Annotated in this window: 23 protein-coding genes and 3 pseudogenes; 12 read left to right on the forward strand and 14 right to left on the reverse strand. The window is 73.3% G+C overall.

Annotated features, from left to right (window positions below):
* Positions 1 to 95: 95 nt before the first annotated feature.
* The 3 genes and pseudogenes from AB0910_RS20625 (at position 96) to pip (ending at position 5069) form a co-directional block, all read left to right on the forward strand.
* Complete coding sequence (locus tag AB0910_RS20625) at positions 96 to 2213, forward strand: hydantoinase/oxoprolinase family protein (protein ID WP_366746043.1); 2118 nt, start codon at positions 96 to 98, stop codon at positions 2211 to 2213.
* Positions 2210 to 4015, forward strand: coding sequence for a hydantoinase B/oxoprolinase family protein (locus AB0910_RS20630; RefSeq protein WP_366746044.1), 1806 nt, complete (start codon positions 2210 to 2212; stop codon positions 4013 to 4015). The genes AB0910_RS20625 and AB0910_RS20630 overlap by 4 nt, the downstream gene beginning before the upstream one ends.
* Positions 4016 to 4110: 95 nt before the next feature.
* Positions 4111 to 5069, forward strand: a pseudogene (pip, locus tag AB0910_RS20635) (prolyl aminopeptidase).
* Between the two features lie 52 nt (positions 5070 to 5121).
* On the opposite strand, the gene AB0910_RS20640 reads toward pip, so the two are convergent.
* Entirely contained in the window at positions 5122 to 6078 is a 957-nt protein-coding gene (locus AB0910_RS20640; RefSeq protein WP_366746045.1) for a ferulic acid esterase, read from the reverse strand.
* A 307-nt stretch (positions 6079 to 6385) separates the two neighbouring features.
* A complete protein-coding gene (locus AB0910_RS20645) occupies positions 6386 to 6553 on the reverse strand; it encodes a hypothetical protein (RefSeq protein ID WP_366746046.1) in 168 nt (55 codons plus the stop codon).
* 24 nt (positions 6554 to 6577) lie between these two features.
* Here AB0910_RS20645 and AB0910_RS20650 point away from each other — a divergent pair, with 24 nt between their 5' ends.
* On the forward strand, positions 6578 to 6772 hold the full coding sequence (locus AB0910_RS20650) for a hypothetical protein (RefSeq protein ID WP_366746047.1): 195 nt from the start codon (positions 6578 to 6580) through the stop codon (positions 6770 to 6772).
* A gap of 62 nt (positions 6773 to 6834) precedes the next feature.
* Here AB0910_RS20650 and AB0910_RS20655 read toward each other — a convergent pair whose 3' ends face one another.
* Both AB0910_RS20655 and AB0910_RS20660 read right to left on the reverse strand, forming a co-directional pair.
* Positions 6835 to 7866 carry a chorismate-binding protein gene (locus tag AB0910_RS20655; protein WP_366746048.1) on the reverse strand — a complete coding sequence of 344 codons (1032 nt, stop codon included), beginning with the start codon at positions 7864 to 7866 and terminating at the stop codon, positions 6835 to 6837.
* Between the two features lie 62 nt (positions 7867 to 7928).
* Positions 7929 to 8123, reverse strand: a pseudogene (locus AB0910_RS20660) (bifunctional 5,10-methylene-tetrahydrofolate dehydrogenase/5,10-methylene-tetrahydrofolate cyclohydrolase); the annotation flags it as partial.
* A 318-nt stretch (positions 8124 to 8441) separates the two neighbouring features.
* On the opposite strand from AB0910_RS20660, the gene AB0910_RS20665 reads away from it, so the two are divergent.
* The gene (locus AB0910_RS20665; protein WP_366746049.1) at positions 8442 to 8612 is read left to right on the forward strand and encodes a hypothetical protein; all 171 of its coding nucleotides are present in this window, start codon (positions 8442 to 8444) and stop codon (positions 8610 to 8612) included.
* Here the strand turns inward: AB0910_RS20665 and AB0910_RS20670 are convergent.
* Entirely contained in the window at positions 8591 to 9889 is a 1299-nt protein-coding gene (locus AB0910_RS20670; RefSeq protein ID WP_366746050.1) for an MFS transporter, read from the reverse strand. The genes AB0910_RS20665 and AB0910_RS20670 overlap by 22 nt on opposite strands.
* Positions 9886 to 10401, reverse strand: a complete 516-nt coding sequence (locus tag AB0910_RS20675) for a MarR family winged helix-turn-helix transcriptional regulator (protein ID WP_366746051.1) — start codon at positions 10399 to 10401, stop codon at positions 9886 to 9888. The genes AB0910_RS20670 and AB0910_RS20675 overlap by 4 nt, the downstream gene beginning before the upstream one ends.
* 50 nt (positions 10402 to 10451) lie before the next feature.
* On the opposite strand from AB0910_RS20675, the pseudogene AB0910_RS20680 reads away from it, so the two are divergent.
* A pseudogene (locus AB0910_RS20680) lies at positions 10452 to 10667 on the forward strand (cation:dicarboxylase symporter family transporter); the annotation flags it as partial.
* Between the two features lie 520 nt (positions 10668 to 11187).
* On the opposite strand, the gene AB0910_RS20685 reads toward AB0910_RS20680, so the two are convergent.
* The 6 genes from AB0910_RS20685 to AB0910_RS20710 are packed head-to-tail and all read right to left on the reverse strand — an operon-like array spanning position 11188 to position 16972.
* The gene (locus AB0910_RS20685) at positions 11188 to 12729 is read right to left on the reverse strand and encodes a class I adenylate-forming enzyme family protein (RefSeq protein ID WP_366746052.1); all 1542 of its coding nucleotides are present in this window, start codon (positions 12727 to 12729) and stop codon (positions 11188 to 11190) included.
* Positions 12726 to 13460 (reverse strand): CoA-transferase, encoded by a 735-nt coding sequence (locus tag AB0910_RS20690; protein ID WP_366746053.1) that lies wholly within the window; start codon positions 13458 to 13460, stop codon positions 12726 to 12728. Before AB0910_RS20690 ends, AB0910_RS20685 begins: the two co-directional genes overlap by 4 nt.
* Entirely contained in the window at positions 13457 to 14293 is an 837-nt protein-coding gene (locus AB0910_RS20695) for a CoA-transferase (protein ID WP_366746054.1), read from the reverse strand. Before AB0910_RS20695 ends, AB0910_RS20690 begins: the two co-directional genes overlap by 4 nt.
* Positions 14290 to 15015, reverse strand: coding sequence for an enoyl-CoA hydratase/isomerase family protein (locus AB0910_RS20700; RefSeq protein WP_366746055.1), 726 nt, complete (start codon positions 15013 to 15015; stop codon positions 14290 to 14292). The genes AB0910_RS20695 and AB0910_RS20700 overlap by 4 nt, the downstream gene beginning before the upstream one ends.
* Positions 15012 to 16175 (reverse strand): CoA transferase, encoded by a 1164-nt coding sequence (locus AB0910_RS20705; protein WP_366746056.1) that lies wholly within the window; start codon positions 16173 to 16175, stop codon positions 15012 to 15014. The genes AB0910_RS20700 and AB0910_RS20705 overlap by 4 nt, the downstream gene beginning before the upstream one ends.
* A complete protein-coding gene (locus AB0910_RS20710; protein WP_366746057.1) occupies positions 16175 to 16972 on the reverse strand; it encodes an IclR family transcriptional regulator in 798 nt (265 codons plus the stop codon). Before AB0910_RS20710 ends, AB0910_RS20705 begins: the two co-directional genes overlap by 1 nt.
* A 321-nt stretch (positions 16973 to 17293) precedes the next feature.
* On the opposite strand from AB0910_RS20710, the gene tcuC reads away from it, so the two are divergent.
* The 3 genes from tcuC (at position 17294) to AB0910_RS20725 (ending at position 21518) form a co-directional block, all read left to right on the forward strand.
* On the forward strand, positions 17294 to 18637 hold the full coding sequence (gene tcuC / locus AB0910_RS20715; protein WP_366746058.1) for a tricarballylate/proton symporter TcuC: 1344 nt from the start codon (positions 17294 to 17296) through the stop codon (positions 18635 to 18637).
* 725 nt (positions 18638 to 19362) lie between these two features.
* Complete coding sequence (locus tag AB0910_RS20720) at positions 19363 to 20178, forward strand: pentalenene synthase (protein WP_366746059.1); 816 nt, start codon at positions 19363 to 19365, stop codon at positions 20176 to 20178.
* On the forward strand, positions 20175 to 21518 hold the full coding sequence (locus AB0910_RS20725; protein ID WP_366746060.1) for a cytochrome P450: 1344 nt from the start codon (positions 20175 to 20177) through the stop codon (positions 21516 to 21518). The genes AB0910_RS20720 and AB0910_RS20725 overlap by 4 nt, the downstream gene beginning before the upstream one ends.
* Before the next feature lie 85 nt (positions 21519 to 21603).
* On the opposite strand, the gene AB0910_RS20730 is transcribed toward AB0910_RS20725, so the two are convergent.
* Both AB0910_RS20730 and AB0910_RS20735 read right to left on the reverse strand, forming a co-directional pair.
* A complete protein-coding gene (locus tag AB0910_RS20730; RefSeq protein ID WP_366746061.1) occupies positions 21604 to 22497 on the reverse strand; it encodes a LysR substrate-binding domain-containing protein in 894 nt (297 codons plus the stop codon).
* Between the two features lie 92 nt (positions 22498 to 22589).
* Entirely contained in the window at positions 22590 to 23447 is an 858-nt protein-coding gene (locus AB0910_RS20735) for an NAD-dependent epimerase/dehydratase family protein (RefSeq protein WP_366746062.1), read from the reverse strand.
* A gap of 441 nt (positions 23448 to 23888) precedes the next feature.
* On the opposite strand from AB0910_RS20735, the gene AB0910_RS20740 reads away from it, so the two are divergent.
* From AB0910_RS20740 to AB0910_RS20750, 3 genes are read left to right on the forward strand one after another with little or no spacing between them, the layout of a single operon-like run.
* Positions 23889 to 24035, forward strand: coding sequence for a hypothetical protein (locus AB0910_RS20740; protein WP_366746063.1), 147 nt, complete (start codon positions 23889 to 23891; stop codon positions 24033 to 24035).
* Positions 24032 to 24787, forward strand: a complete 756-nt coding sequence (locus AB0910_RS20745; RefSeq protein WP_366746064.1) for a haloalkane dehalogenase — start codon at positions 24032 to 24034, stop codon at positions 24785 to 24787. Before AB0910_RS20740 ends, AB0910_RS20745 begins: the two co-directional genes overlap by 4 nt.
* Positions 24706 to 24927 (forward strand): hypothetical protein, encoded by a 222-nt coding sequence (locus AB0910_RS20750; RefSeq protein ID WP_366746065.1) that lies wholly within the window; start codon positions 24706 to 24708, stop codon positions 24925 to 24927. Before AB0910_RS20745 ends, AB0910_RS20750 begins: the two co-directional genes overlap by 82 nt.
* The last annotated feature ends 147 nt before the right edge of the window (positions 24928 to 25074 follow it).

Consider the following 25074-nt stretch of genomic DNA (forward strand, 5'->3'; position numbering starts at 1 on the left):
GGCCCCGCGCACACCGCCGGCGCCACCGGCCCCGCCCCATCACACCGTGACACGCACCGTGTGTCCCGACCTCCGAGGAAAGCAGGTCCGCGGCCATGCCAGAGCGCCCTTCGACCTACCGCGTGGCGACCGACACCGGCGGCACGTTCACGGACTTCGTCGTCTTCGACGAGTCCGCGGGCACCTACCGCATCATGAAGGTCCCCTCCAGCCCCCACCAGCCCGACCAGGCACTCCTCGCCGGGCTCGCCACCCTGGAGGAACAGGGCGTGCCGCCCGACGCCATCTCCGTCTTCACCCACGGCACCACCGTCGGCACCAACGCCCTGCTGGAGGAGCGCGGCGCCCGCGTCGGACTCGCCGTCACCCGCGGATTCCGCGGTGTCTACGAGGCGATGGAGCAGTCCCGCCCCTTCGGGCCCTCCGTCTTCGACCTCGGCTACACCAAGCCCGCGCTGCTCGCCGCGGAGAGCGACACCGTCGAGATCCCCGAACGGCTCGGCGCCGACGGCACCGTGCGGGAGCCGGTCTCCGAGGAGGCCGTCGCCGAAGCGGTGCGCCGCTTCCGCGAGAGCGGCGTCGAATCGGTCGCCGTCAGCCTGCTGTTCTCCTTCATGAACGACGAGCACGAGGAACGGCTCGCCCAGGCCCTGCGCGCCGCGGACCCCGGCCTGTGGGTGACCACGTCGAGCGAACTGCTGCCGCAGATGCGGGAGTACGTACGGCTCAGCACCACCGTCATCAACGCGTACGTCTCCCCGGTGGTGGGGCGCTACGTCGGCCGGCTCTCCGCCGCGCTCGAACGGCTCGGCGTCGCCCCCGGCCGCAGGTTCACCATGCAGAGCAACGGCGGCTCCGTACCCTTCGACCGCACGCCCGACCGGGGCGTCGCGACCATCCTCTCGGGCCCGGCCGGCGGGGTCACCGCCTCCGTGGCGATCGGCCGCGCCGTCGGCATCGAGGACCTCATCACCTTCGACATGGGCGGCACCAGCTGCGACGTCGCGCTCATCCAGGGCGGCGAGCCGACGGTCTCCGACCAGAACACACTGGAGGGCCGGCACATCGCCGTGCCGATGCTCGACATCAACACCGTCAGCGCGGGCGGCGGCACGGTGGCCGTGGTCGACCGGCACGGCTCGCTGCACGTCGGGCCGCGCAGCGCGGGCGCGGTGCCGGGCCCCGCCGCGTACGGCAAGGGCGGGCGCACCGCCACCGTCACCGACGCCAACGTGGTGCTCGGCTACCTCAACCCGGTGTCGCTCCTCGACGGCGGCCTCGCCGTCGACGCGGCCGCCGCCGAGCACGTCGTCGCCGAGGTGGCGGGCCCCCTCGGCGTCGACACCGTGCGCGCCGCCGACGGCATCGTGCGGATCGTCAACGTCAAGATGGGCCAGGCGATCCGCTCCATCTCCACCGAACGCGGCTTCGACCTGCGGGACTTCACCCTTGTCGCGTTCGGCGGCGCGGGGCCCCTGCACGCCAGCCAGATCGCCCTCGACCTCGGCATCCCCCGGGTCCTCGTACCGCCATCGCCCGGCGCGACCTCGGCGCTCGGCCTGCTGATGTCGGACGTCAAGCACGACCTGGTGCGCAGCAGGCTCACCGACATCGGGGAACTGCGTGCCGAGGACGCCAACGAACTCTTCGAGCAGATGGTGCGCACCGCGGCGAAACAGCTCTCGCAGGAGGGCTTCTCCAAGGACGCGACGGCCTTCCGCTACTTCCTCGACATGCGCTACAGCGGTCAGGGCTACGAGAACCCGGTGCCCGTCGCGTCCGTGCCGCTGACCCCGGACGACCTCGCGCGCCACCGGCGCGACTTCGACGCCATCCACGAGCAGTGCCACGGCCACGCGGCCCCCGACCAGTCGGTGGAGGTCGTCAACTACCGCGTCCAGGCCATCGGGCTCGTACCGCCCGTGTCGCTGCCCACCCTCCCGGCGGCCGAAGGGCCCGTCTCCGCCGCCGTCGTCGGCACGCGCCCCGCGTACTTCCCCGACACCGCGGGCAGCGACACCGGAGCGTACGTCGACACCCCGGTCTACGCCAGGGCCGGGCTCGGCGCGGGCCACCGCATCACCGGCCCCGCGGTCGTCGAGCAGTACGACTCCACCGTCGTCGTCTTCCCCGGGCAGCAGGCCGAGGCCGACAGCCACGGCAACCTCCTGATCACCCGGGTCCGTCCGGCAGCAGAAAGGTCAAGCAGGTGAGCGAAGAGACCGCGGCACGCCCCGCAGCCGCCACGGACGAGGGAGCGGGGCAGGACGCCTCAGGACCTGCCGACGCCATCACCGTCGAGGTGATCAGGCAGAGCCTCATCGGTGTGGTCCAGGAGATGCAGAACTCCCTCTTCTGCACCGGTTACTCGACCATCATCCGCGAGTCGAAGGACGCCAGCTGCGCCATCGCCGACCTGGCGGGCCGGGTCGTCGCGCAGTACACGGTGCTCCCGCTGCACCTCGGCGCGTTCCCCGAGACCATCGAGAACATCCTGCGCGCCTACCCGGTCGACGAGATGCGCGACGGCGACGCCTTCCTCGTCAACCACCCCTACTACGGGGGCAGTCCGCACGCCACCGACATGGCGGTCGTGGCGCCGGTCGTGGTGGACGGCGAGGTCTTCGGCTTCAGCGGCAGCATCGCCCACAAGTCCGACATCGGCGGCCTGGTGCCCGGCACCAACTCCAGCCAGGCCAGGGAGATCTACCACGAGGGCCTGATGGTGCCGCCGGTGCGCTACCACCGCGGCTTCGCCCCCTCGCCCGAGGTGGAGACACTGCTGCGGGCCAACAGCCGCACCCCCCACCTCGTCCTCGGCGACCTGCGCGGGCAGGTCGGGGCGACCCACCTCGCCGCCGACCGGGTGCGCGCGCTGTGCGCCAAGTACGGCAAGGACACCCTGCACACCGCGTCCGCGCGGCTGCTCGACCTCACCGAGCAGCGGATCAGGGCCGCTGTGGCGGAGTGGCCCGACGGCCGCTACACCGGCACCCGGCTCCTGCACTCCGAGGGCATGGCCGACGGCAGGCCGGTGGCGATCCGGGTCGCCGTCACCATCGAGGGCGACCGCATCGCCTTCGACTTCACCGGCTCCGACGACCAGATGACCGGCCCCTACAACATCCGCCCGCCGCTGGTGCGCGCGGTGTGCTCGTACGCCCTCAAGTGCCTCGTCGACCCGGAGATGCCCTCCAACTCGGGCTTCTTCCAGGCCATCACGGCGTCGTTCCGCCCCGGCTCGCTCCTCGACCCGCTGCCGCCTGCGCCGGTCAACACGTACATGCCCGTCGCGGTGGCGACGGCGGAGGCGCTTTTCGACGCGTTCGGCAAGGCGCTGGCGGCCGGGCGGATCGCGGAGAGCAGCAGCGGCACCAACGGCACCTTCTCCTACCGGCTCCCCGGCGCCTCCTCCCCGAAGGTGCAGTACGAACTGCCGGCGGGCGCCATGGGCGCGCGCTGGAACAAGGACGGCGTGTCCGCGTCCAAGGTGCACGTCGCCAACGGCAGCCTCACCCCCATCGAGGTGCTGGAGACGGAGTTCCCGGTACGCGTCGAACGCTTCGAGCTGGTCACCGACTCCGGCGGCCCCGGGCGCCACCGCGGCGGCCTCGGCTACCTTCGCGAGTACCGGGTCCTCGCGCCCGCCCGCTTCACCACCCGCAACGGCCGCGAACTCACCCCGCCCGCGGGCAAGGACGGCGGGCTGGCAGGCCGCCCCTCCGTCCTCACCGTCAACCCCGGCACCGACCGCGAGGCCGCCATCACCGTCGAGAGCGGCAGCGTGACCCTCGCGCCCGGCGACGTCGTACGCGTCTGCCAGGCGGGCGGCGGCGGTTACGGGGACCCCCGCACCCGCCCCGTGGAGCAGGTCGTCGCCGACGTCCGCGAGGGTTACGTGTCACCCGAGTCCGCCCGTACCCACTACGGCGTGGTGCTCGTACGCACCCCGGCGGGCGCCTGGGAGGCCGACCCCCGGCAGACCGCGGACCTGCGCGCCCCCGCGGCCGGCTGACCGGGCCCCCGCCCCGCCGCCCACCACCGGGCGGCGGGACCGGGGCCCGGAAAACGCGTGGCCGGTCGGCGGGCGGGGTGCTGGGTTCCGCGGCCATGGCTGCCCTCCACCCGCCGATCGGCCCCTACGACCACGGCTTCCTCGACACGGGGGACGGAAACCGCGTCTACTACGAGCAGTTGGGCAACCCGCGGGGCAAGCCGGCCCTCCACGTGCACGGCGGCCCCGGCTCAGGGCGCCGCGCCGCCCGACCCGGGCCTGGGACCCCGAGCGCTACCGCGTCATCCGCTTCGACCAGCGCAACTGCGGACGCAGCACACCGCACGCCTCCGACCCGGCGGCGGACATGAGCCTCAACACCACCCACCACCTGATCGACGACATGGAGCGCCTGCGCGTCCACCTCGGCATCGAGCGCTGGCTGCTGAACGGCGGCTCGTGGGGCTCCACCCTCATCCTGGCGTACGCCCAGCGGCACCCCGAGCGGGTCAGCGAAGTGGTCATCCAGGCGGTGACGACGACCCGCGCCGCCGAGACCGAGTGGCTCTACCGCGGCGTGGGCCGCTTCCACCCCGAGGCGTGGGACAGGTTCAGGGCGGGCGTCCCCGAGGAGGAGCGGGACGGCGACCTCGTCGCCGCCTACTCCCGGCTGATGGAGCACCCCGACCCCGCGGTCCGCGCCAGGGCCGCCGACGCGTGGCTCGCCTGGGAGGACGCCGTGGTCTCCGGCGAGCCCAACGGCGTACCCGGCATGTACGGCGACCGCGAACCCCTCGCCAGGATCGCGTTCGTCCGGATCTGCGCACACTTCTTCCGCCACGGCGCATGGCTCACGGAGGACCAACTCCTGCGTGGCGCTCCGGCCTTGGCGGGCATCCCCGCGGTCCTCGTGCACGGCAGGCACGACCTGGGCAGCCCGGTGCAGACGGCCTGGGAGCTCGCGAAGCGCTGGCCCGGCGCCCGCCTGCACATCGTCGAGGACTCCGGCCACGCGGGCAGCGAGGCGGCCCGCGCGCTGGTGCGCGCGGCCCTCGACGCGTTCAAGAACCGCTGACCGCCGGGCCCGCGGCGCCGGGGGAGCGGCGCCCGCGGGCCCGGCGGTGCGGTCAGGCCGTGCGCAGCGGATGGGCGAGGAAGAACGACCAGATGATCGGCGTGGCGTCGATGGTGGTGGGCGTCGCCGAGTCCTCGTTGGGCACGGTCGCCGGCCACACGTGGCCGCCGTCCGCGATGCGGTAGTGCTCGACCACGGCGCCGCCGGCGCAGGGCGCCCAGCGCTGCCGCACGACGTTCGGCTCGACCTGCGTGGTGCGGGGCGTGGCAGCGCAGCCGTCGCGCCCCGCCCAGCCCGCGAGCCAGTCGGGCAGCGCGGGCAGCCCCTTCGCGGAGTTCCCTCCGTAGGGGATGGTGGTGTCGGCCTGCCCGTGGAAGTCGATGACCGGCACCGGCCGCGCGGGCTCGCAGGCACCGCCCTGCGGGTAGAAGGCCCCCGACACCTCGGCCGTCGCGGCGACCCGGTCCGCGAGGCGGCAGCCGACGAGCGCGGAGAACCCCCCGCCGTTGGACTTGCCCGAGGCGAACACCTGCGGGGTGCTGACGCAGAGCCGCTGCTCGGTGCGGTCGATCAGCGCCCGGGTGAAGGCGATGTCGTCCACGTCGGCCGAGTAGGGCGCGCCCTGCCAGGCGCTCTCGCCGTCCGTGCCCGTGACGCCCTGCGGATAGACGACCAGCGCGTCAAGCTCCGACATCCCGGTGAGGCGCTCCTGATAGGCGGCGGTGCGCCCGTGCCCGTGGAAGGAGAGGACGAGGGGGAGCGCACGGCCGGGGCGGTAGGACGCGGGCACATGGATCAGGTAGTCCCGCCGCACCCCGTCGACTGTCAGGGTCTCGGCGGTGGTACGGCCCGCGGGCGGCGCGTCCGCCGTGCCGCCGCACCCGGCGGACACGGGACCGGGGCCCGGGCGGGCGGCCGGAGGGGCGGACGCGGTCGCGGGGCAGGCCAGGGCCACGACGGCGGCGGTGGCGGCGGCCGCAGCGCCGAGGACGCGGGTACGCAGACGCATGGCATTCTCCGATCGGGAGCCGGCGCGCCGCACGGCAGAGCGCCGGCGCCGCCCGGGTGGGGGTTCTCCTGTCAGCAACGGTCGGGACCCTAAGCGCATCCGGGGACCGTACGACACACCCCTGCGCGACCTTTCCCCCGCGCCGGGCACCGGCCGGCCTCGCAGGACGCGCCGGGCGCCCGGCCGGCCCGCACGGCGAACACACAGGTCAGGCGGGCGAGATGGGCCGCACCTGCCCCTCGCGCGAACCGCCTGCGCCGTGGCGTGAACACAATGAACACAACACCTCCGGGTGTCACTGGCCGCCTCAGGCCGGCCCGCCGGCGATCGCCGAGCGGGCTGCGGCCGCCCGCGCCATGACGCCCTCGGCGTCCGCGACGGCTGCCAGCGGGCGGCCGCGCGGCCGCCCGTCCGTGATACCCGCGAGGTCGCGGCGCTCGCCGAGCACCCTGGGCTGCACCTCAAGATCACGCACAGGAACCTGGAGCGCCCGCGGGACGTGGGCGACGAGGCACACGCGTATCTGGGATCCGTCGTCGAGGCGTTCGACGGCGAGCGGATCGCCTGGGGGTCGAACTGCCCCGCGGCGGAGCAGCCGCTCACCGAGCTCGACGGGCTGCGGGCGGTGCTCGAGAGGCGGCGAGCGCGGCGATGCGCCACCACGTCGCGTCGGCGCGGCGCGCGCTGCTGCTGACGTGCACCGACGGGTGAACCGCATCGGGGGTTCTGCGCCGAGCGGGGCCGCAGGCGGCCGGGTCAGTGCGCGGCGGCCGGGCCGTTGGAGGCGATGCCCACGAGCCGCGCCGCCTTGAGCTCCGTCTCCTCCCACTCGCGCTCCGGGTCCGAGCCCCAGGTGATCCCCGCGCCGGTGCCGAAGTTGAGTGTCCCCACAGCGCGGTCGATCCAGAACGTACGGATGCCGACCGCGATCTCGGCGCGCCCGTGATCGGCGTCGACCCATCCGATGCCGCCGCAGTAGGGGCCGCGGGGCACGGTCTCCAGTGCGCGGATGATGCCGAGGGCGCTCTCCTTGGGCGCGCCTGTCACCGATCCCGGCGGGAAGGCCGCCGCCAGCAGCTCGGCCCAGCCGCTGCGCGGGCCGAGGACGCCGCGGACGCTCGACACCAGGTGGACGAGCCCGGGGTGCCGCTCGACGGCGCACAGCGCGGGAACACTCACACTGCCGGTCGCGCAGACGCGGCCGAGGTCGTTGCGTACCAGGTCCACGATCATGACGTTCTCGGTGCGGTCCTTCTCCAGGAGGTCGGCCTCGGTGCGGCCGGTGCCCTTGATGGGGCCCGACTGGATCACCCGGCCGTCGCGGCGCAGGAACAGCTCGGGAGAGGCCGAGACCACCTCGACGCCGTGTCCCGGCAGCCTGACCAGCGCGGCGTACGGCGCCGGGTGGCGGGCCGAGAGGCGGTGGGCCAGGGCCTCGGCGTCCGCTTCGGGCGGCAGGGGCGCGGACAGCACACGGCAGAGATTGGCCTGGTAGACCTCGCCCGCCGCGATGTGCTCACGGATGCGGCGCACACCCGCCGTGTAGGCGGAGCGGTCCAGCGAACTCGTCCACTGCGCGGGCCCGGGGCCCCGCCAGGCCGCGCCGTCCCCCGCGCGCGGGGGACGGGGGCGGACGTCGCGGAAGCGCGCGCAGGTGAGGCGCCCCTCGAAGTCGGCCACGACGGCCCAGAAGCCCTCGGAGTCGAGGGCCTCCGGGTCGTCGGTGACGTCGAGGAGGCCGTAGGCCGCCCGGTCGCGGAAGACGGCCAGCGGAGGAACGTGCTTCATGTCCTGCCCTTTTCGAGACCCGAGGGGAGTGGCCGCGCGGGCACACCGCCCCGCCGCTGCGGTCACGCGGGCACGGCCGCGCGCTCCGCTTCCCATTCTGCGGCCTCAAGCGTATGGACGAGGAGCATGGCGATGGTCATCGGCCCCACACCACCGGGCACGGGGGTGATACGACCCGCGACGCCCTCGAGTTCGGCGGCGCGTACGTCTCCTGCCAGGCCCTGCGGGGTGCGGTGGACGCCGACGACGGTGGCGCCGGCCGGGGCGTCGCCCGCCAGGTCCGCTGATGATGCGTCCCGAACGGGGCAGCGGACGGGTGCCGGCGCGCTGAGGTCGCGACGTGGCCGGCGGTTGATGTGAACTGTCCGGAAGTCCGGGCACCGTACGCCGATGAATCGGCTCCATCCGGCTTGCACGTGCAGATCGTCGAACAATCGAGGGGACGGACTTCGCCACCATGCTCTTGCTGCGCTCGCGCGAGGTCACGTCGAGGGCCTGGGCGCGGAGTTCCACAAGGCGCAGGCGAAGGCCTCGACCCGCGGCTCGCGGTGATCCCGACACCGGAACTCGGCACGGTGGCACGGGCGCTGGGCGGCGGTGGCGCCACGGTCCGCACGACGGCCGAGCTGCGGGCCGCGCTCGCCGAGTACGTACGGGCCCCGCGGCCCACCGTGATCGACGTGCGGATCACCCGCGAGGTCCTCAGCGTGCCCTACCGGCGCATTCAGTACGGCGAGGACGTGTGAGGGGACGCGGCGGCCCCCGGCGAAGGGGACGCGGCGCGGTCGACCCTGCGCAGCGCGGGGAGCGCCAGCACGCCGAGCAGCAGGCAGGGCACGCCGCCCACGACCAGTGACCACCTGCTGCCGAACTCCTGCGCCACCCAGCCGACGAGCGGGCCCCCGACGACGGTGCTGCCGCCCCAGGCCATCGACCACAGGGCCATCACCCGGCCCCGCATCGACGGCAGCGAGGCGAGCTGCATCGCCGTCTTGGACAGGGAGTTGAAGGCGATCGTGCCCAGGCCGACGAACGGGAGCGCGACGAGCTCCCACGCCAGCGTGGGCGCGAGCGCCGCGGCCAGGATGGCGAGGCCCCAGCCGATGCCGGCGACGGCGAGCGCGCCCGCCCCGCGGGTCCTGCGGCTGCCCGCGATGTACAGCCCGCCGCCGACGGCCCCCACGGCCATCAGCGAGGCCATGGCGCCGTAGGTCCCCGGGCCGCCGTGCAGGGCACGCTGCGCCACGAGGGGCAGGGTGACGGGGAACTCGTAGGCGAGCATCCCCGTCACCGTCAGCATCACCAGCGGCAGCAGCAGGGCGGGGGTGCGCCCTACGTAGCGCAAGCCCTCGCGCACCTGCCCCTTGCGGCGCGGCGGCCGGTCCGCCGGGTACATCTCGCAGTCCCGCATCAGCACGAGCGAGAGGAGGACCGCGCCGAAGGACGCGGCGTTGAGCGCGAAGCACGCGGTGAGCCCCACGGCGGCGACCAGCGCGCCGCCGACGGCGGAGCCGAGGACGCGCGCCATGTTCACCGAGACGGAGTTCAGGGTGACCGCGTTGGCCATCCGCTCGCGGGGGACGAGCTCGGGGATCAGGCTCTGCCGTGCCGGGTTGTCGAAGACGGTCAGGATGCCGAGGGCCAGGGAGAGCACGACCACCAGCGGGATGCTGACCGCGTCGAGCGCGGTGAGCACCGCGAACAGCAGCCCGACGGCCGCCGAGGACGCCTGGGTCACGTACAGCAGGCGGCGCTTGTCGTAGCGGTCGGCCGCCAGCCCGCCGAAGGGGCCGAGCAGCAGGAAGGGCAGGTAGCGGGCGCCCGTGACGATGCCGAGGTCGGCGCCGCTGCCACTGAGCCTGAGCACCAGCAGGGCGAGCGCGAGCGTCTGCATCCAGGTGCCGACCACGGAGACCGAGTAACCCCAGAAGTAGAGCCGGTAGTTGCGCACCGAGAGCGAGGAGAAGGACTGGCGGACGCCCAGGACACCAGGGGCGCGCCGCGGGGCAGGCGGAGCCGTCACGACGCCCCGCCCGCGGGCGCGGCAGGGGCGCGGGCGTCCTCGTGCCCCGTTCTCGCGGCCGCGACCGGCGGGTGCTCCGCGCCCGGCTCGAAGGCGGCGAGCCGCTGCATCAGCGCGCCCGCGGCGAGCAGTGTCCGCTGCTCCTCCTCGCTCAGCAGGGCCTGGACGGCGCGCCCCAGCCAGGTGTCGCGCTCGCGCAGCACGTCCGACACCACCGTGCGGCCCCGCTCGGTGGCGCACACCGACACCCGCCGCGCGTCGGCCGGATCCCTTCTCCTGACGATGTACGCCGCGTCCTCCAGCTCGCGCAGGGCCGCTGCGACGTTCGAACTGGTCATCTGCAGGTCCCGGGCGAGCTGCCGGGGCCCCGGCGGATCCGCGCAGCGCACCGTCGCGGCCAGGACCTGCGAGGCCGTCCTCGACACGCCGTACACCGGGCGCGCCTCGCGGCGCAGCCGCCGCTGCAGGAGCTTGATTCCCGCGCGGAACTCGCCCACCTCGGAGTCGTCCATGGTGGATATGTTACATAGCTATTCAGCATAGTGGCAATGCGCGACGCGACATCCTCCAAGTGCTCGTCTTCTCCGTGCCGTTCGCCTGCCGACTCGCCTCACTCGGCGAGCGGGTCAAGCCGGTGCTCGACATGGTCGGAACCGTGCAGAAGACACTCTTCTGGATCATCGGCAAGGTGATGCGGATCGCGCCGATGGCCGCGTTCGGCTCCATCGCCTTCACCGTGTCCGAGTACGGCCTGGGGACCCTGACCTCGCTGGGCAAGCTGATCGGTGTGGACGAACCCGCGGTGGGGCTCGTCCTGCCCACCGCCTACAGCTTCAACCACGACGGCACGTGCCTGTACTTCGCCTCCGTCAGTGTGTTCCTCGCCCAGGCGACCGGTGCGGACCTCGGCCGGCGGTGGAGCCCCCATGAGCATCGCCGACCGGCAGCGCTGCGCCTACAGCAAGCTCGCCGCCTGCGGCGCCGACGCGCCCTTCCCGACCGAGCAGCCCCGCTGCCGCCCGCAGGACACCCTGCACGCCCGGGGCGCCGACGGGCGCTTCGCGCGGCTCCTGCTGCCGCTCGAATACACCCACGGACGGACGAGGCCACCGCCCACATCAGGTCCTGCTACCCCGGCGACTGGGACGCGGAGGTCACCGACGACGCCGAGGCCGTGTGGAGCGCCGTGCGTCACCGCGCTCCCCTGCAGGCCGGACAGGCGCCGTACGGACGTCACGCAACCGGGCGCCGGGCGGTCGCTCCGAGCACACCGTCCTGCGCGGCCGCCTGCGGGCCCGTCAGGTGTGCGCGGGCGGTCCGGCGTCCGCGCCCCGGCGCGCCGCCCGCTCGCGCAGGGCCTTCTTGTCGATCTTCCCGACACCGTTCACCGGCAGGGCTTCGAGGTACTCCACGCTCTCCGGCGCGTGGATGCGGGTGAGCCGCCGCATGACGTGCTCGCGCAGCACCTGGGCTGCGGGGGCGCCGGGTCCCGGGCAGACCACGTACGCCACCGGCACCTCGCCGAGGTCGTGGTGGGGGGCGCCGACCACGGCGGCCTCGGTGATGCCGGGATGCTCGGTGAGCGCGGTCTCGATGTCGCGGGGTGCCAGGTTCTCGCCGCCGCGGATGATGACGTCCTTCAGCCGCCCCGTCACCGTGAGGTAGCCGTCGGCGTCCAGGGTGCCGAGGTCTCCGGTGTGCAGCAGGCCGTCGCGTACGGGGCCTTCGGGCCCGGCGTCCCCCACGTAGCCCGTCATGACGGTCGGCCCGCCGATGCAGATCTCGCCCTCCGCGCCGGTGGGCACGTCGCGGCCGGTGGCGGGGGAGAGGAGCCGCACCTCCTGGCCGGGGAGCACGGTTCCGACCGTGCCGCGCCTGATCGCGTGCGGCGGGTTCATCGCCGTGGTGCACGTCGCCTCCGACAGGCCGTAGGACTGCACGAGAGGGACCCCGAAAGCGGCCTCGATCTGGTCGTGCTGGGCCTCGGTCAGCGGTGCGGAGCCGCAGCGCAGCATCCGCAGCGCGGCACGCGCGGCGCCGGGGCGCAGGTGCGGCAGCATCCGCAGGTACATGGTCGGGACACCGGTCAGCACGGACGGCTCGAACCGCCGGATCTGCTCCTCCACCTCCGCGGCACGGAACCTGGGGACGAACGCGACGCTCGCCCCGGCCAGCAGGGGCGCGAGCAGCTGGTTGTTGACTCCGTTGGTGTGGTGCATCGGCATCAGGTGCAGCAGCCGGTCGCTCGGGGTGAGGCCGGTGTGCTCCGCCACGCCCCGGGCGTTGGCGCAGAGGTTGCGCCGGGTGAGCCGGATGCCCTTGGGGGCGCCCGTGCTGCCCGAGGTGAACAACAGCAGTGCGGGCGCCTCGGGTTCGGCGGTCGGCCGCGGGGCAGGCGCCTCCCGGCCCTCGGCGAGCACGGTGTCGAGCAGGTCCCACGGCGGCCCCGCGGCGGGCGGCGCGCCGGGGAAGTGGGCCGCGTCGGCGAGCAGGCGGCCGATGCCGAACTCCGCGGCGCGCCCGGCCGCCGCCTGCGGCGAGAGCCGGGGGTCGAGCACGCACACGCAGTGCCCGGCCCGCAGCGCGCCGAGCACGGCGACGGCCAGCGGGATGCCCTTGCCGGCCAACAGGCCGAAGGTGACCGCGCCTTCGGGCGCCAGGGCGCGCAGTCCTGCCGCCGCCCGCTCGACGCGGCACCCCAGGTCGCCGTAGGTCAGGGTCTCCCCGTCGTCCAGGAGCGCGACGCGGCCGTGGCGCGCGTGCCGCTCGAACGCCGCCGCGAGCTCGCTCGCCAGGTCGTCGGCTTCGCCACCAGGAAGGGGAGGGGCGGTCGTGCTCATCGCAGCCTCACCGCCGCGTCGCTCTCGAAGACGCCGTCCGGGTCGAGTTCGCGGAGTGCGCGGGCCTCCGCGTCGCTCGGGGCGGGCGTCGGGGCGGCGCCCGGTTCGAGCAGGAGCTCGAAGCCCGTGCGCTCCCTGACCTCTTCGACGGTCACGTCGGGGTGCCAGGACGACAGGCGCAGCCGCTCCCCGTCGTGGACGAGGACGGCGATGGGGGTGACGAGTCCGTGCATGCCGCCCGCCGCCGTACGGAAGTCGAGCCGCTCGACGAGGGTGCGGCGGGAATGCTCCGTGCGCCAGGTGCACGCGCGCCGGGCGGTCGGCAGCATCACGGCGCCACCGCCGCCGCCGGGGAGGCGGACCCTGGGTTCGTGCCAGTCGCCGATGCAGGACACGTTGGTGTCGCCCCTGCCGTCGATCTGCGCGGCGCCGAGGAAGCACAGGTCCATCCCGCCGCGGGCGCACAGGTCGTAGAAGTCCTCGTTGGCGAAGAGGGCGCGACTGTGCTCGGCGAGCACCGGGTCGGAGCTGGAGAGCGGCACGGACGACGGCCGCGGGTCGACCCCGGCGGCGACGTTGAGATAGGTGAAAGGGAAGTCGTAGGCCTTCTTCGCGAGCAGGCAGGCCAGCATCGGCAGCGTCGAGTTGACGCCGCTGAAGGTGGTCTCCCGCGGCCTGACGAAGCGGGCCAGATTGGTGACGAGGTAGGAGAAGGGGGACCACGGGGTCATCGGAGCGCCTCCGGTCCGCAGGAGAGGTGGGCGTCGAGAGTGGTCCCCGACACGTCGAGGTAGGCGGACACCGCGTCGTAGTCGACGCCGTACTCCGGCCAGCACGAGCCGGGCCACGCCCCGCGCGGCACCACGGAGACGGCGTCGACGAGGAAGCCCGGCACCAGGGTCAGCTCGGGCCGCTCCTCGAACCGGGCGCCGTCGACCAGGCGTTCGGCGACCACGAGGACCTTGCGGGCCGCCCTCGTCATGATGCGGTCCCAGTGGGTCGTGCCGTAGACGCGGGCGTCGCCCTCGGCCGTGACCTCGTTGGCGTGGATCACGGCGACGTCGGGGCGGATGGCGGGGATGACGTACACCGGGTCCCCCGCGCCGTACGGATCGTCCATGCGCACCCAGCCGTTCAGCTCGGCGAGGTCGGAGCCGTGCACGCCGCCCACCGGCTGGAAGGGCACGCCGAAGGCGGCGGCGCGCAGCCCTGCCGTGAGGGTGGCGCAGGCGTGCTCCTCCAGTTCGACCTCGCCGCTCTCGATGGCGCCGCGGTACCAGGGGGCGAGCCCGAAGTTCCCTTCGAGGGCGACGATCCCGGTGCGGGCCCGCTTGACGGCGCCCGCCCGGCAGAGCAGGTCGATGTCGTACCCGGGGGACTGCTTGACGATCTCCAGGCCGGTGCGCCCCGCCCTGATCAGCTCGCGCACCAGCGCGAAAGGCCCGCGGTGCAGGAAGCTCCCGCCGAGCGCGAGCGAGTCGCCGTCGCGTACGCGGCCGGCCAGTTCCTCCAGGGGGACGACCTTGCTCTGGGCCGCGCGCTCCTGGGGTGGTGGGGTGCTCACCGCGTGCCTCCTCGCGCGTAGTGGCTGATCCGGTCGCGCAGTCCCGGTTCCGCGGCGGAGCGCACCAGGTGGGCGAGGTCCTCGTCGGGCCGGCCTGCGGACAGGGCCCGGTGGAAGGCGGCGCGCGCCGAAGCGGGTACGGCGCGGGCCTCGGCCGCCGCGGACCGCGTGATGCGGTCCCAGTCGCCGGTCTGTGCGACGCCGGTCAGCAGGCCGCAGCGCTCTGCCTCCTCGGCGTCCAGCGTCCGGCCGCCCGCCTGGATGGCCCGCGCGGTGTCGGCGCCGACGCGGGCGGCGAGGCGTCCGGTCCCCAGCACGATCCCGAAGGCGAGGCCGGGCAGCCGGAAGCGGGTGCCGGGTGCGGCGATGCGCCTGTCGCAGGCGCAGAGCAGGTCGGCCCCCGCGCCGAAGACCCGTCCGTGCGCGAGCGCCATCGTGGCGAACGGCGCGGTGTGCACGGCCTGCAGCAGCTGTTCGACGCGGACGAAGCGGTGCAGCAGGTCGCCGTCCGACTGCTGCTCCAGATTCCCGAGGTCGAAGCCGGCGCTGAAGGCGGCTCCCTCGCCGCGCAGCACGAGCAGGTCGGGCGGCTGCGCGCGGGCGGCGCCGACGTCCTCGACGAGGGCCTCGACCAGGGGAGAGTCGAGGGCGTTGCGTTTGGCGGGGCGGTCCAGGGTGAGGGTGAGCACGCCGTCGTGCCGCTCGGTGCGCAGCAGTGTCATGATGCCGCCTCGGCGTCCGCCGAGAGCCTGTCGAGCACGGCTTCGGTGTGTTCCCCGAGCGCGGGAGGGGGCCGCAGCGGTCCCTCCGCCGGGCTGCCGTCGATGCGCAGCGGTGAGACGAAGGTGCGGGTCACGTCGCCCGTGGGCAGGGTCAGTTCCCTCACCCACCCCATGTGCTCGACCTGCGGGTCGGCCAGCGCCTGCGCGTAGGTGTTGATGGGGGCGCACGGCACCCCGGCCGTCCGGAACGTCGCGAGGAGGTCCGCCACCCGCCGGTCGGCGAACACCTCCTCCAGGGCCTCGCGGAGCGCCTCCTGGTGGCGTGAGCGCAGTGCGGTCGTGGCGAACCGCTCGTCCACCGCCAGGTCCTGCCGGTCGAGCGCCGTGCACAGGGCGGCGAAGAGCGCATTGTTGCCCGCGGCGACGGCGATGTGCCCGTCGGCGGCGACGAACGCCTGGTAGGGCGCGTTGCGCGGATGCGCGGAGCCCAGCTTCACGGGGTCGGTGCCGCGGCCGAAGTACTCGCTGGTCTGGAGGGCGGCCACGGCGAGCGAGCAGCCGAACATGGAGGCGTCGACATGGGCGCCGCGGCCGGTGCGCGAGCGGTCGCGAAGGGCCGAGGCGATCGCGAAGCCCGCGTAGAGCCCGGTGGTGAAGTCCGCTATCGGCACCCCGCACTTCACGGGGGCGCCGTCCGGCTCGCCGGTGACGCTCATGATCCCGGCCATGGCCTGGAGGGTCAGGTCGAAGCCGCCCTCGGACGCGCGGGGGCCCGTCTGCCCGAACGCGGATATCGAGCAGTAGACGAGCCCCGGGTTGTCCGCGCGCACCGTGGCGTGGTCGAGACCGAGCCTGGCCATCACGCCGGGGCGGTTGTTCTCCACGACCACGTCGGCCTCGCCGATGAGCCGCAGGGCTGCGGCGTTCCCCTCGGGGCTCTTGAGGTCGAGGGCCACCGACCTCTTGTTGCGGTTGAGCGACGCGAAGTTCTCGCTGTAGCCGGAGGTCAGGGGAGGCCATGCGCGCATCGAGTCGCCGGCGGCAGGGTGCTCGACCTTGATGACATCGGCGCCCATGTCGGCGAGGAGCATCCCGCAGAACGGGCCGGCCGCCACGGTGCAGAACTCGACGACCTTCACCCCGTCGAGGAATCGCGTCATCAGCCATCACCTTCCTGTTGTGTTCCGGGGGCCGGGGACGGCCCCGAGGGGTAGGCGCGACAGCCCAGCTCGCGGGAGATGTCGCGTGCCGTGGCGAGCACGGCGTCGCGGTAGCGCGACTCCTGCGGCAGGACCCGCTCGACCGGGCCCGAGACGCCCACGGCGGCGGCCGGGCGGCTGCGCGCGTCGAAGACGACGGCCGCCACCCCGGCCACGGAGATGCGCCACTCGCCGCGGTTGACCGCGCATCCCGTCCTGCGGGCGTGTGCGAGGTCGCGGCAGAGGTCGGCGGGCACGCTCAGGGTGCGTTCCGTCCAGGCGGGCAGCCCCCCTTCGACGAAGGCCGCGAGCTCGTCCTCGGGGAGCGCGGCGAGCAGGGCCTTGCCCGAGGCGACGCAGTGTGCGGGCGCCCTGCCACCGACGGAGGAGTACGCGCGTACCGGCTGCCCGCTTTCCACCTTGTCCAGATAGACGACCTCGGCGCCGTCCAGGATCGAAAGGTGCACGGTCTCGTCCGTCTGCTCGGCCAGCCGGTGGATCCAGTGCTGTGCGACCCGGCGCACGTCGACCCGTTCCATCACGGCGCTCGACAGCTCGAACAGCTTGACCGTGCACTCGTAGCCCGAGCCGTCCGCCGCCGTGCGCAGGTAGCCGGCGGCCGCGAGGGTCTGCAGCGTGCGGTGCACGTTGCTCCTCGTCAGCTCCAGCTCCCGCGCCAACTCGCTGGCTCCGCGCGGGTGCTCGCTGCGGGCGACCGCCTCCAGCACCGTGAGCCCTTTCAGAAGCGTACTGTCCATGTGTCCCAATATATAGGACGCCTTCCTGAATAACGGAACGAACGTAACCGGCGGTTGGCTCGGTCGTCAACGCCCGGCCTGTCCGCTGCCGATGTATTGACTCCGTGAGGGGCGAATGCTGGACTGTTTCAGAAATTAGGCAGCCGTCCTAAATATTAGGACATGCGGGCTTGTGGCAGTGTCGTGGGACGGGTCGGACGAGGGCGTCCCCGCACCGCCCGGCGTCCCGGGGCCGCTACGCGGCGGCCCTCCCCGGGACGCCGGGACAAGCCGTGCCACCCGGTCGGCGGCGGCCGGTTCCATCCGAGGCAGGAGGCAACGATGCCCGATGCAGTGCCAGGCCCACCGGCCTCAGCGCGCGGCAATGTCGCGCGGGCGGCCACCGGCAACATCCTGGAGATGTACGACTTCACCGTCTACGGCTTCTACGCCTCGGCGATAGCCAGGGCGGTGTTTCCCACCGGGAACGAACTGGTCTCGCTCATCCTGTCGTTCGCGACCTTCGGAGTGGGCTTTCTGATGCGCCCTCTCGGCGCGATCGTCCTCGGCGGATACATGGACCGCCGCGGGCGCCGCGCCGGTCTGCTGCTGAGTCTCGCCATCATGTCGGTCGGGGTGGTGCTCATCGCCGTCGTGCCCACCTACGCGAGCATCGGCATCGCGGCGCCGGTCGTCGTCGTGTTCGCCCGGCTGCTCCAGGGCTTCTCGGCCGGCGCGGAATCCAGCGGCGTGTCCGTCTACCTCGCCGAGATCGCGACCCGCGGGCGGCGCGGCTTCTTCGTCAGCTGGCAGTCGGCGGGCCAGCAGATCAGCGTCTGCGCGGCCGCGCTCGTCGGCATCGTGCTGTCCCTCTCGCTCAGCCAGGACCAGATCGACGCGTGGGGCTGGCGCATCCCGTTCCTGCTGGGCAGCCTCATGCTGCCGGTGATGTTCTGGATCCGCAGGTCCCTGCCCGAGACGGAGTCCTTCGCCCGCCGGGTCGGCGCGGCCGCGCCGTCGCTGCGCACCGTGTACCGCTCGCTGCTCGCCTCCTGGCCGCTCGTGCTGACGGCCGTCTCCCTCGTGACCCTGACCAGTGTCATGTTCTATCTGATCACCGCGTACACGCCCACCTTCGGCGAGCGCGAGCTCGGGCTCAGCGCGCTCAGCTCGTTCGTCGTGGCGGGCCTCGTCGGTGTGTCGAACTTCGTGTGGATTCCGCTGGCCGGGCTGCTCTCCGACCGGATCGGCCGCACCCCGCTGCTGGTCGGCGCCGCCCTCCTCGTCGCGCTGACGGCGTACCCCCTGATGCTGTGGCTCGTCAGCGCCCCCTCGCTCACCCGCACGCTCACCGTCCTGCTGATCTTCTCCCTCTTCTACGGCGCCTACCAGGGAGCCATGGTCGTCGCCCTGACCGAGCTGATGCCGGAGAAGGTCAGGGCCACCGGGTTCGCCGTCGCCTACAGCCTCGCCCAGGCCGTCTTCGGCGGCTTCACCCCCACGATCTGCACCGCGCTCATCGACGCCACCGGCGACAACAAGGCGATGCCGGGGGCCTGGCTGACCGTGTCCGCGCTGATCTCGGTGGCAGGGGCCCTCGTGGTCGCCCGCAGGCGCCTCCTCACCTCGGCGCCCCGCCCCTTCGCCGCCCACGCCGCCGTCGTCGAGCCCCTGGGCAACCGCTGACCCACCGCGCGGGCGGCTCGGGCGAGGTCGAGCACCGAGGCCGGAAGCCCGATGCCCAAGCACTGCCCGACGAGAAGCGGGGGCCCGACGAGTTCGGCGTCGTCATAGCGCGCCCGCGCCCGTGGCCCGGCATCGTCGTGCCGGACGCCGACACCGAGGCGGCCGTCGGCCGCCGACCCGTGCGCGGTATGGGGCGGCCTCGGGGTGACGCACGTCACTTCTCGTTGTTCAACGTGGGGTGGCCGGGCTCCGTATTTCTGTGCGTCAGGTCGTGGTGGAGACGCGGGTACGGACAGCGGACGATTCTCACTTGTCCGGATGGGGAGGGGCTTGATGTCGATGCGTCGTCAGTCACGCCGGGTTCCTTGCCGGAAGTGTGGGGAGCGAGTTTCGTACGGGTGATCCGGGCGGTCGCCCTGGCGGGCGGTCTCGTGTCTTTTCCGGTTCCCCGTCTTCGTTCCTCTCCCGTGTCCCCGTCCTTGCCTTTTTCGAGTCGACGGGAGTGTGTGATGCCTCGCGGTATTCCCTTGTCCATTCCTTTCCCGAGTCGTATCAGTGCGGATGCCGGGCGTGCTGACGCCCGGCATCTGGCATGGCCGTGCGGGTTCGGTTTACTCGCGGACGAGTCTGCGCGGGAGCGGCACCGTGGGGCGCGGTTCGCGGAGCTCGCGGCGCGTTTCCATCCGTCAGCGACGGGTGCGGTGCTTGACCTGGCGGTGGATCAGATGAGCTGGTTCTTCCTGTTCGATGACTTGTTCGACGGCCCTGTGGGGTGTGATCCCTACCGCGTCCTCCGGGTCGTGCGGACGGTCGAGGATGTGCTCGACCCGTCTGCGACCGGCGGGCCGCGGACGGCCGTGGCGCGTGCTTTCGCCGATCTGTGGCAGCGCAGTTGCCAGGGCATGTCGCCGGCCTGGCGGCGCAGGGCTGCCGAGCACTGGCGCATCTATCTGCGTGGTTACGTGCATGAGGCGTGGATTCGTGCGAGTGGGGCCGAACTCGGCGTGAAGGAGTATCTCGCGCTGCGGCGGGAGACGATCGGGGTGCAGCCGACCCTGGATCTGGCGGAGCGGATCGGGGGCTTCGAGGTCGCCGAGCGCATTTTCTGCTCTGCGCATCTGACGCGCATGCGGGTGATCGCGATGGAGGTCGACAGCATCCACAACGATGTGTGCTCGCTGGAGAAGGAGCAGGCCGCCGGGGACACGTTCAATCTTCTGCTGCTGCTCATGCGCAGGCGTGGCTGGTCGACGGCGCGTGCTGTGGCCGAGGCGGTCGCCATGATCGACTCGCGTACGGACCGCTATCTGGCCCTGGAAGGCGACTTGCCGGTCCTCTACGAGCGCTGGCAGGCGTCCGCGGACGAGCGCACCGCCTGTGACCTCTATGCACGGGACGCCTTGCGTACCGTGATGCGCGGCGATTACGACTGGTCGGAGTCCTCCGGACGGTACGCCCAGGCGGATTTGCCGGGCGAGTGCAGCGGTCCGGCCCCGTCTGCCGGATCGTGTCAGGGCCGGCAGGAAGGCCTGGCGTCATGAGGCGGAACACCGACGGGATCGTCGAGGCCCCTGGCCGGCTGCCGCTGCTGGGACACGCGGTGCCGCTCGCGCGCAGGCCGGTCGACTTCCTGGTCTCCCTCGCCGGCATCGACCGCATCGTCCGCGTCCGGCTGGGTTCGGTCCCCGTCAGCTACGTGGCGGATCCCGGCCTGGTCCACGAACTCCTCACGGTCCATGCCGCCTCCCTGGAGAAGGGGCGCTTCTTCGACAAGGCCCGCCCTCTGCTCGGAGACGGCCTCGTCACCTCCTCGGGCGCGCTGCACCGGCGTCAGCGGCGCCTGTGCCAGCGGGCCTTCACGGCCACAGCCCTCAACGGCTACCTGCCCGTCATGGAAGGCAACGCGCGCCGCCTGGTCGGCACCTGGAGAGCGGGCCGCCCGCTGACCATGTCCGAGGTCCTGGACGAATTCACCCTGCGGACCGTGGTGGACACCATGTTCTCCGCAGATCTGCCCTCCGCGACACTCGATGCCGTCAGGCGCCTGTTGCCGACGGTCCTCAAGGGCACCATCCGCGCCACACTCGCTCCGGGTTTCTGGTCCCGTCTGCCGACCCCAGGCAACAGGCGCTTCCGCTCCGCCAGTGCCGGCTTGCGGGCGGTCTTCGAGCGAGCCGTGCGGGAACAGAGCCCGGCGGGCGGCGCGCAGGCCGGCGGCCTGCTGCCGCTGGTGCTCGCCGACGGCGGCCACGGTGGGGAGGAGGCCATGGACCCGGCCCAGGCCTGCGACGAACTGATCACCTTCCTGGCCGCCGGGTACGAAACCACCTCCAGCGCCCTGGGCGCGCTGTTCTACGAACTCAACCGCCACCCGGCCGTCGAGGAGCGCGTCCACGAGGAACTCGACCGGGTCCTGTCGGACGGCCCGGTCACCGAGAGCGCTCTGGCACAGCTCCACTACACCCGCCAGGTCGTCACCGAAACGCTGCGCCTGCACGCGCCGCCCTGGATTTTGATGCGCAGGAACGTGACCGCGCTGCGGTTCGGAGGACACCACTTCCCGGTCGGCACGGAATTCCTGTTCAGCCCGCAGGCCCTGCACCGCGATCCGCGCTCCTACGCGGACCCGCTCTCCTTCGATCCGGACCGCTGGCGGACAGCCGGTCCCCGGGACATGCCGCCGGGCGCCTGGCTCCCGTTCGGCGCCGGCCGGCGGTCCTGCATCGGCGCCGCGTTCGCCCAGGCTGAGATGATGGTGTTCGTCGCCACCGCGTGCCGCCGCTGGCGGCTGGTCGAGCGGCCGCCGACCGTCCACGCCCCGCTCTACCGCGCCGTGGCACGCTTCCCCCGGCTGCGGCTGACCCCCGAACCGCGCGCATGAGCCCCCGGCCACCGGTGCCCGCCGTGTCAGGCGCCCCGGCGAACGGGGCGCAGGCCGTCGAACAGCGTGCGGACCGTGCCGGTGATCAGCAGCTCCCGGGGCCGGTAGTCGACTTTGGCGGTGTGAGGGAGCCGGCCAACTCGGCGAAAAGCTCGATCACCGGCGAGTGGCGTGTCGCCATCCAGGCCAGACACACCTTGTTGGGGCCGATGTCCCTCACGGGCACGACCGACACGTCCGAGCGGGTGTAGAAGGCCGCGGTGGAGAGGGGGATGACGCAGATGCCCGCTCCGGCGGCCACGAGTTCGAGTTTCTCCTCCACGCTGTGGATCGGTGGTACGGCGGTGCGCGCCCCGGTGCGCAGCTCGTGCGCCACATCGCGCCACTCCGGTACCGCGTCCGGATCCTGCAGGAGGTGGTCACCGGCCAGCTCCGTCACACCGACCTCCGCGCGCGAAGCGAGCGGGTGGTCCGCGGGCAGGATGGCGACGCGCGGTTCGGTGAACAGGGGCAGCACTTCGAGACCGCTCGGATCGACCGGGAGGCGGATGACACTGACATCGGCCCGCCCGTCACGCAACACGTCGACCTGGTCGTCCCAGGTGGTGCGCAGCAGGCGGACTTCGAGGCGGGGGCGGGCGGTGTTGAGTGCACGGACGGCCGGAGTCACGGTGATGCCGGGCATGAAGCCGATGGTGAACCGGGGCCTGCTGCTCGCGGCCGCGGAGACCCGGCGCAGCAGTGCCTCGGCTGCGCCGAGGAGTTGCGGCGCCTCTTCGAGCAGCAGGACCCCGGCGGGCGTGAGGGCGGTTCCTCTCCGGTCGCGCCGGAGGAGCTGCGCGCCCACCTGTTCCTCCAGCGCCCGGACCTGGCGGGACAGAGCGGGTTGCGCGATATGGAGCCTCTCGGCGGCGCGGCCGAAGTGCAGCTCCTCGGCGACTGCCAGGAAGTAGCGCAGTCTGCGCAGATCGATGTCCATGCCTCCTCCCGCCTCGTGCCCACACGCTTGTTCTCCTCGCCGGTGAGGGGGCCCGCTTCTCGCGGCCTCCCGTCGGCACCGCGGCAGGCGGGTCAGCCCCGGGCGAGTACCGCCAGCGGATCGGTGTGCGCCGGGGCCCAGCCGAGCTCGGTCCTGGCGCGCGCCCCGGTGAACTGCTGGTCGAGCGCGAAGGCGTCCGCGACGGGGCCCATGTCCGCGCGTGCCTGTTGCAGTGTGACGGACACGGTCGCGCCGTCCAGGCCGATGCCGCGGCTGACGGCCTCCGCTACCTCCCGGGCGGTCGGGTTGGTGCCGCCGACGCCCGCGTAGACGGAGCCGGCCTTCGCCCGCAGCGCCGCGACGTACAGCTCTGCGAGATCGTCGACGTGGACGAGGGCCCAGTGCTGGCTGCCGTCACCGATGAACGCGACGGCGCCTGCCCTCCTGGCGGGCCGGCCGAAGAAGGCGTCGATGAGGCGGTTCTCGCCCCCGTACAGCAGTCCTGGCCTGATCACGACGGGACGGCCGCCGCGGGCCGCGCGGGCCAGGACGGCCTCCTCGACCGGGCGGCGCCAGGCGACCAGCGCGGGCGGGTTCCACGGGGCGTCCTCGTCCGCGACGCCGTCGGTGTCGCCGTACACCCAGGTGCCGCCGGTGTGCACGTACGTACCGGCGCCGACGCCGTCCTGCATCGCCGCGGCCGCGGCCATGTCCTCCTCGCCCGACTCGGCCTGCGCGAGGTGGACCACCGCTTCGGCGCCTGCCGCGCCCTCGTTCAGCACGCTCAGGTCGGTGAGCCCGCCGCGCAGCGCGGTCGCGCCCGGAGCCTCGACCGCCCGGGCGGAGCCGTCGCTGCGGGCCAGCGCGCGCACACTGTGCCCATGGCGGACCAGCGCCTCGATCACGGCCTTGCCGATGTAGCCGGAGCCACCGGTGAGGAACACCTTCATGACAGATCTCCCTCTGCTCGATCGGGACAGGCACCGCGGTTGGTCCCCACTGTGCGATCCGCCCCGTACGGGTGTCCAAGACCTGTTTCGCCCTCTGTGATGCCGAAGAGGCATCACTCTCGGTACGGAGTGCCCCCGCCGCCCGCTGCGCCGCTCAGGCGGGGACCGTACGCCCCGGGGCGGCCTCCGCCGTCAACTCCTCGGTCACCGCCATCAGTTCGCGGTTCCGGGTGCCCGGGGACCAGCAGAACGCCAGGGTGGTCGGGGCAGGCCGGTGACCGGCACGGCCACCAGCTGCTGCTCCGAGCCGACCACGCGGCCGGGCCCGACGCGCCGGTCGTCACGGCCCTGCTGGCCGTCGGCCGCGACTGTTTCCACGTCCGGGCGGGGCGCGGCGGGCTCGACATCGCGCGCGGCGCGTCGGGGACGGCCGACGTCACCGTGCGGGGGGACGTCCCGGCCTTTCTCGACGTGCTGCGCCACGGCTCCTCGGTCGGTGCGCAGGCGCGCGCGGGCACGCTCACCATCACCGGTGACATGGGCCGGGCCGAGGAGTTCTTCGCGATGTTCGAAGGAGGGAGCACATGAGTCGCACGATTGCGGCGAGCTGGCGGGAGTCGAAGAGGTCGGTACGCGTCCTCGGGCGCCGGATGGCGTACGTCGAGCGCGGGAGCGGCGACCCCGTCGTCCTCCTGCACGGCAACCCCACCTCGTCGTTCCTGTGGCGCACGGTGCTGCCCGGGCTGACACCGCTCGGGCGGTGCATCGCGCCGGACCTGATCGGCATGGGCGACTCGGAGAAGCTGCCCGCCGACGACCCGGCGCGCTACTCCCTCGCGCGGCACGGCGCGTTCCTCGACGCCCTGCTGGACGCACTCGACGCCACGGCGAACGTCACACTGGTGGTGCACGACTGGGGCAGTGCCCTCGGCTTCGACTGGGCCAGGCGGCATCCGGACCGGATGCGCGCCATCGCCTACATGGAGGCGATCGTGCGCCCCTGGCCCACGTGGGACGCCTGGCCCGCGCGGGGGCGGCAGAGGTTCCTGGCGATGCGCTCCCACGCCGGCGAGCGACTCGTGCTGGAGCAGAACATGTTCGTCGAGCGCGTCCTGCCCGGGATGTCCTGCGCACCCTGGGCGAGGACGAACTGGCCGAGTACCGCCGCCCGTTCCGCACGCCCGAGGACCGCCTGCCCGCCCTGTGCTGGCCGCGGCAGCTCCCGGTCGACGGCCGGCCCCCGGAGGTGGTGGAGGCGGTGGCGGCCTACGCGGACTGGCTGCGCTCCAGGCCGGGGCTGCCGAAGCTGTTCGTCAACGCGGAGCCGGGCTTCTTCCTGACCGGCTCCCAGCGTGACTTCTGCCGCACCTGGCCCGACCAGAGCGAAGTGACCGTGCGCGGCGCGCACTTCGTCCAGGAGGACTCCGGCCGTGAGATCGCCGCCGCCATCGCGGCCTGGCTTCCCGGCACGGACCGCTGACGGCCGGGCCGCCCGGGGCCGCCGGCGCGGCGGACTGACGCACCGGGGCCCGGGGCCCCTCCCGTCGTGCGGCGCCCGTGCGCCGCGAGCCGGCCGGCCGACGCCGTCAGGCCTCCGCCGGGCGCAGGCGAACTGCGCGCCCGGCCA

The organism is Streptomyces sp. NPDC047002, assembly GCF_040704505.1.
Lineage (GTDB): Bacteria > Actinomycetota > Actinomycetes > Streptomycetales > Streptomycetaceae > Streptomyces.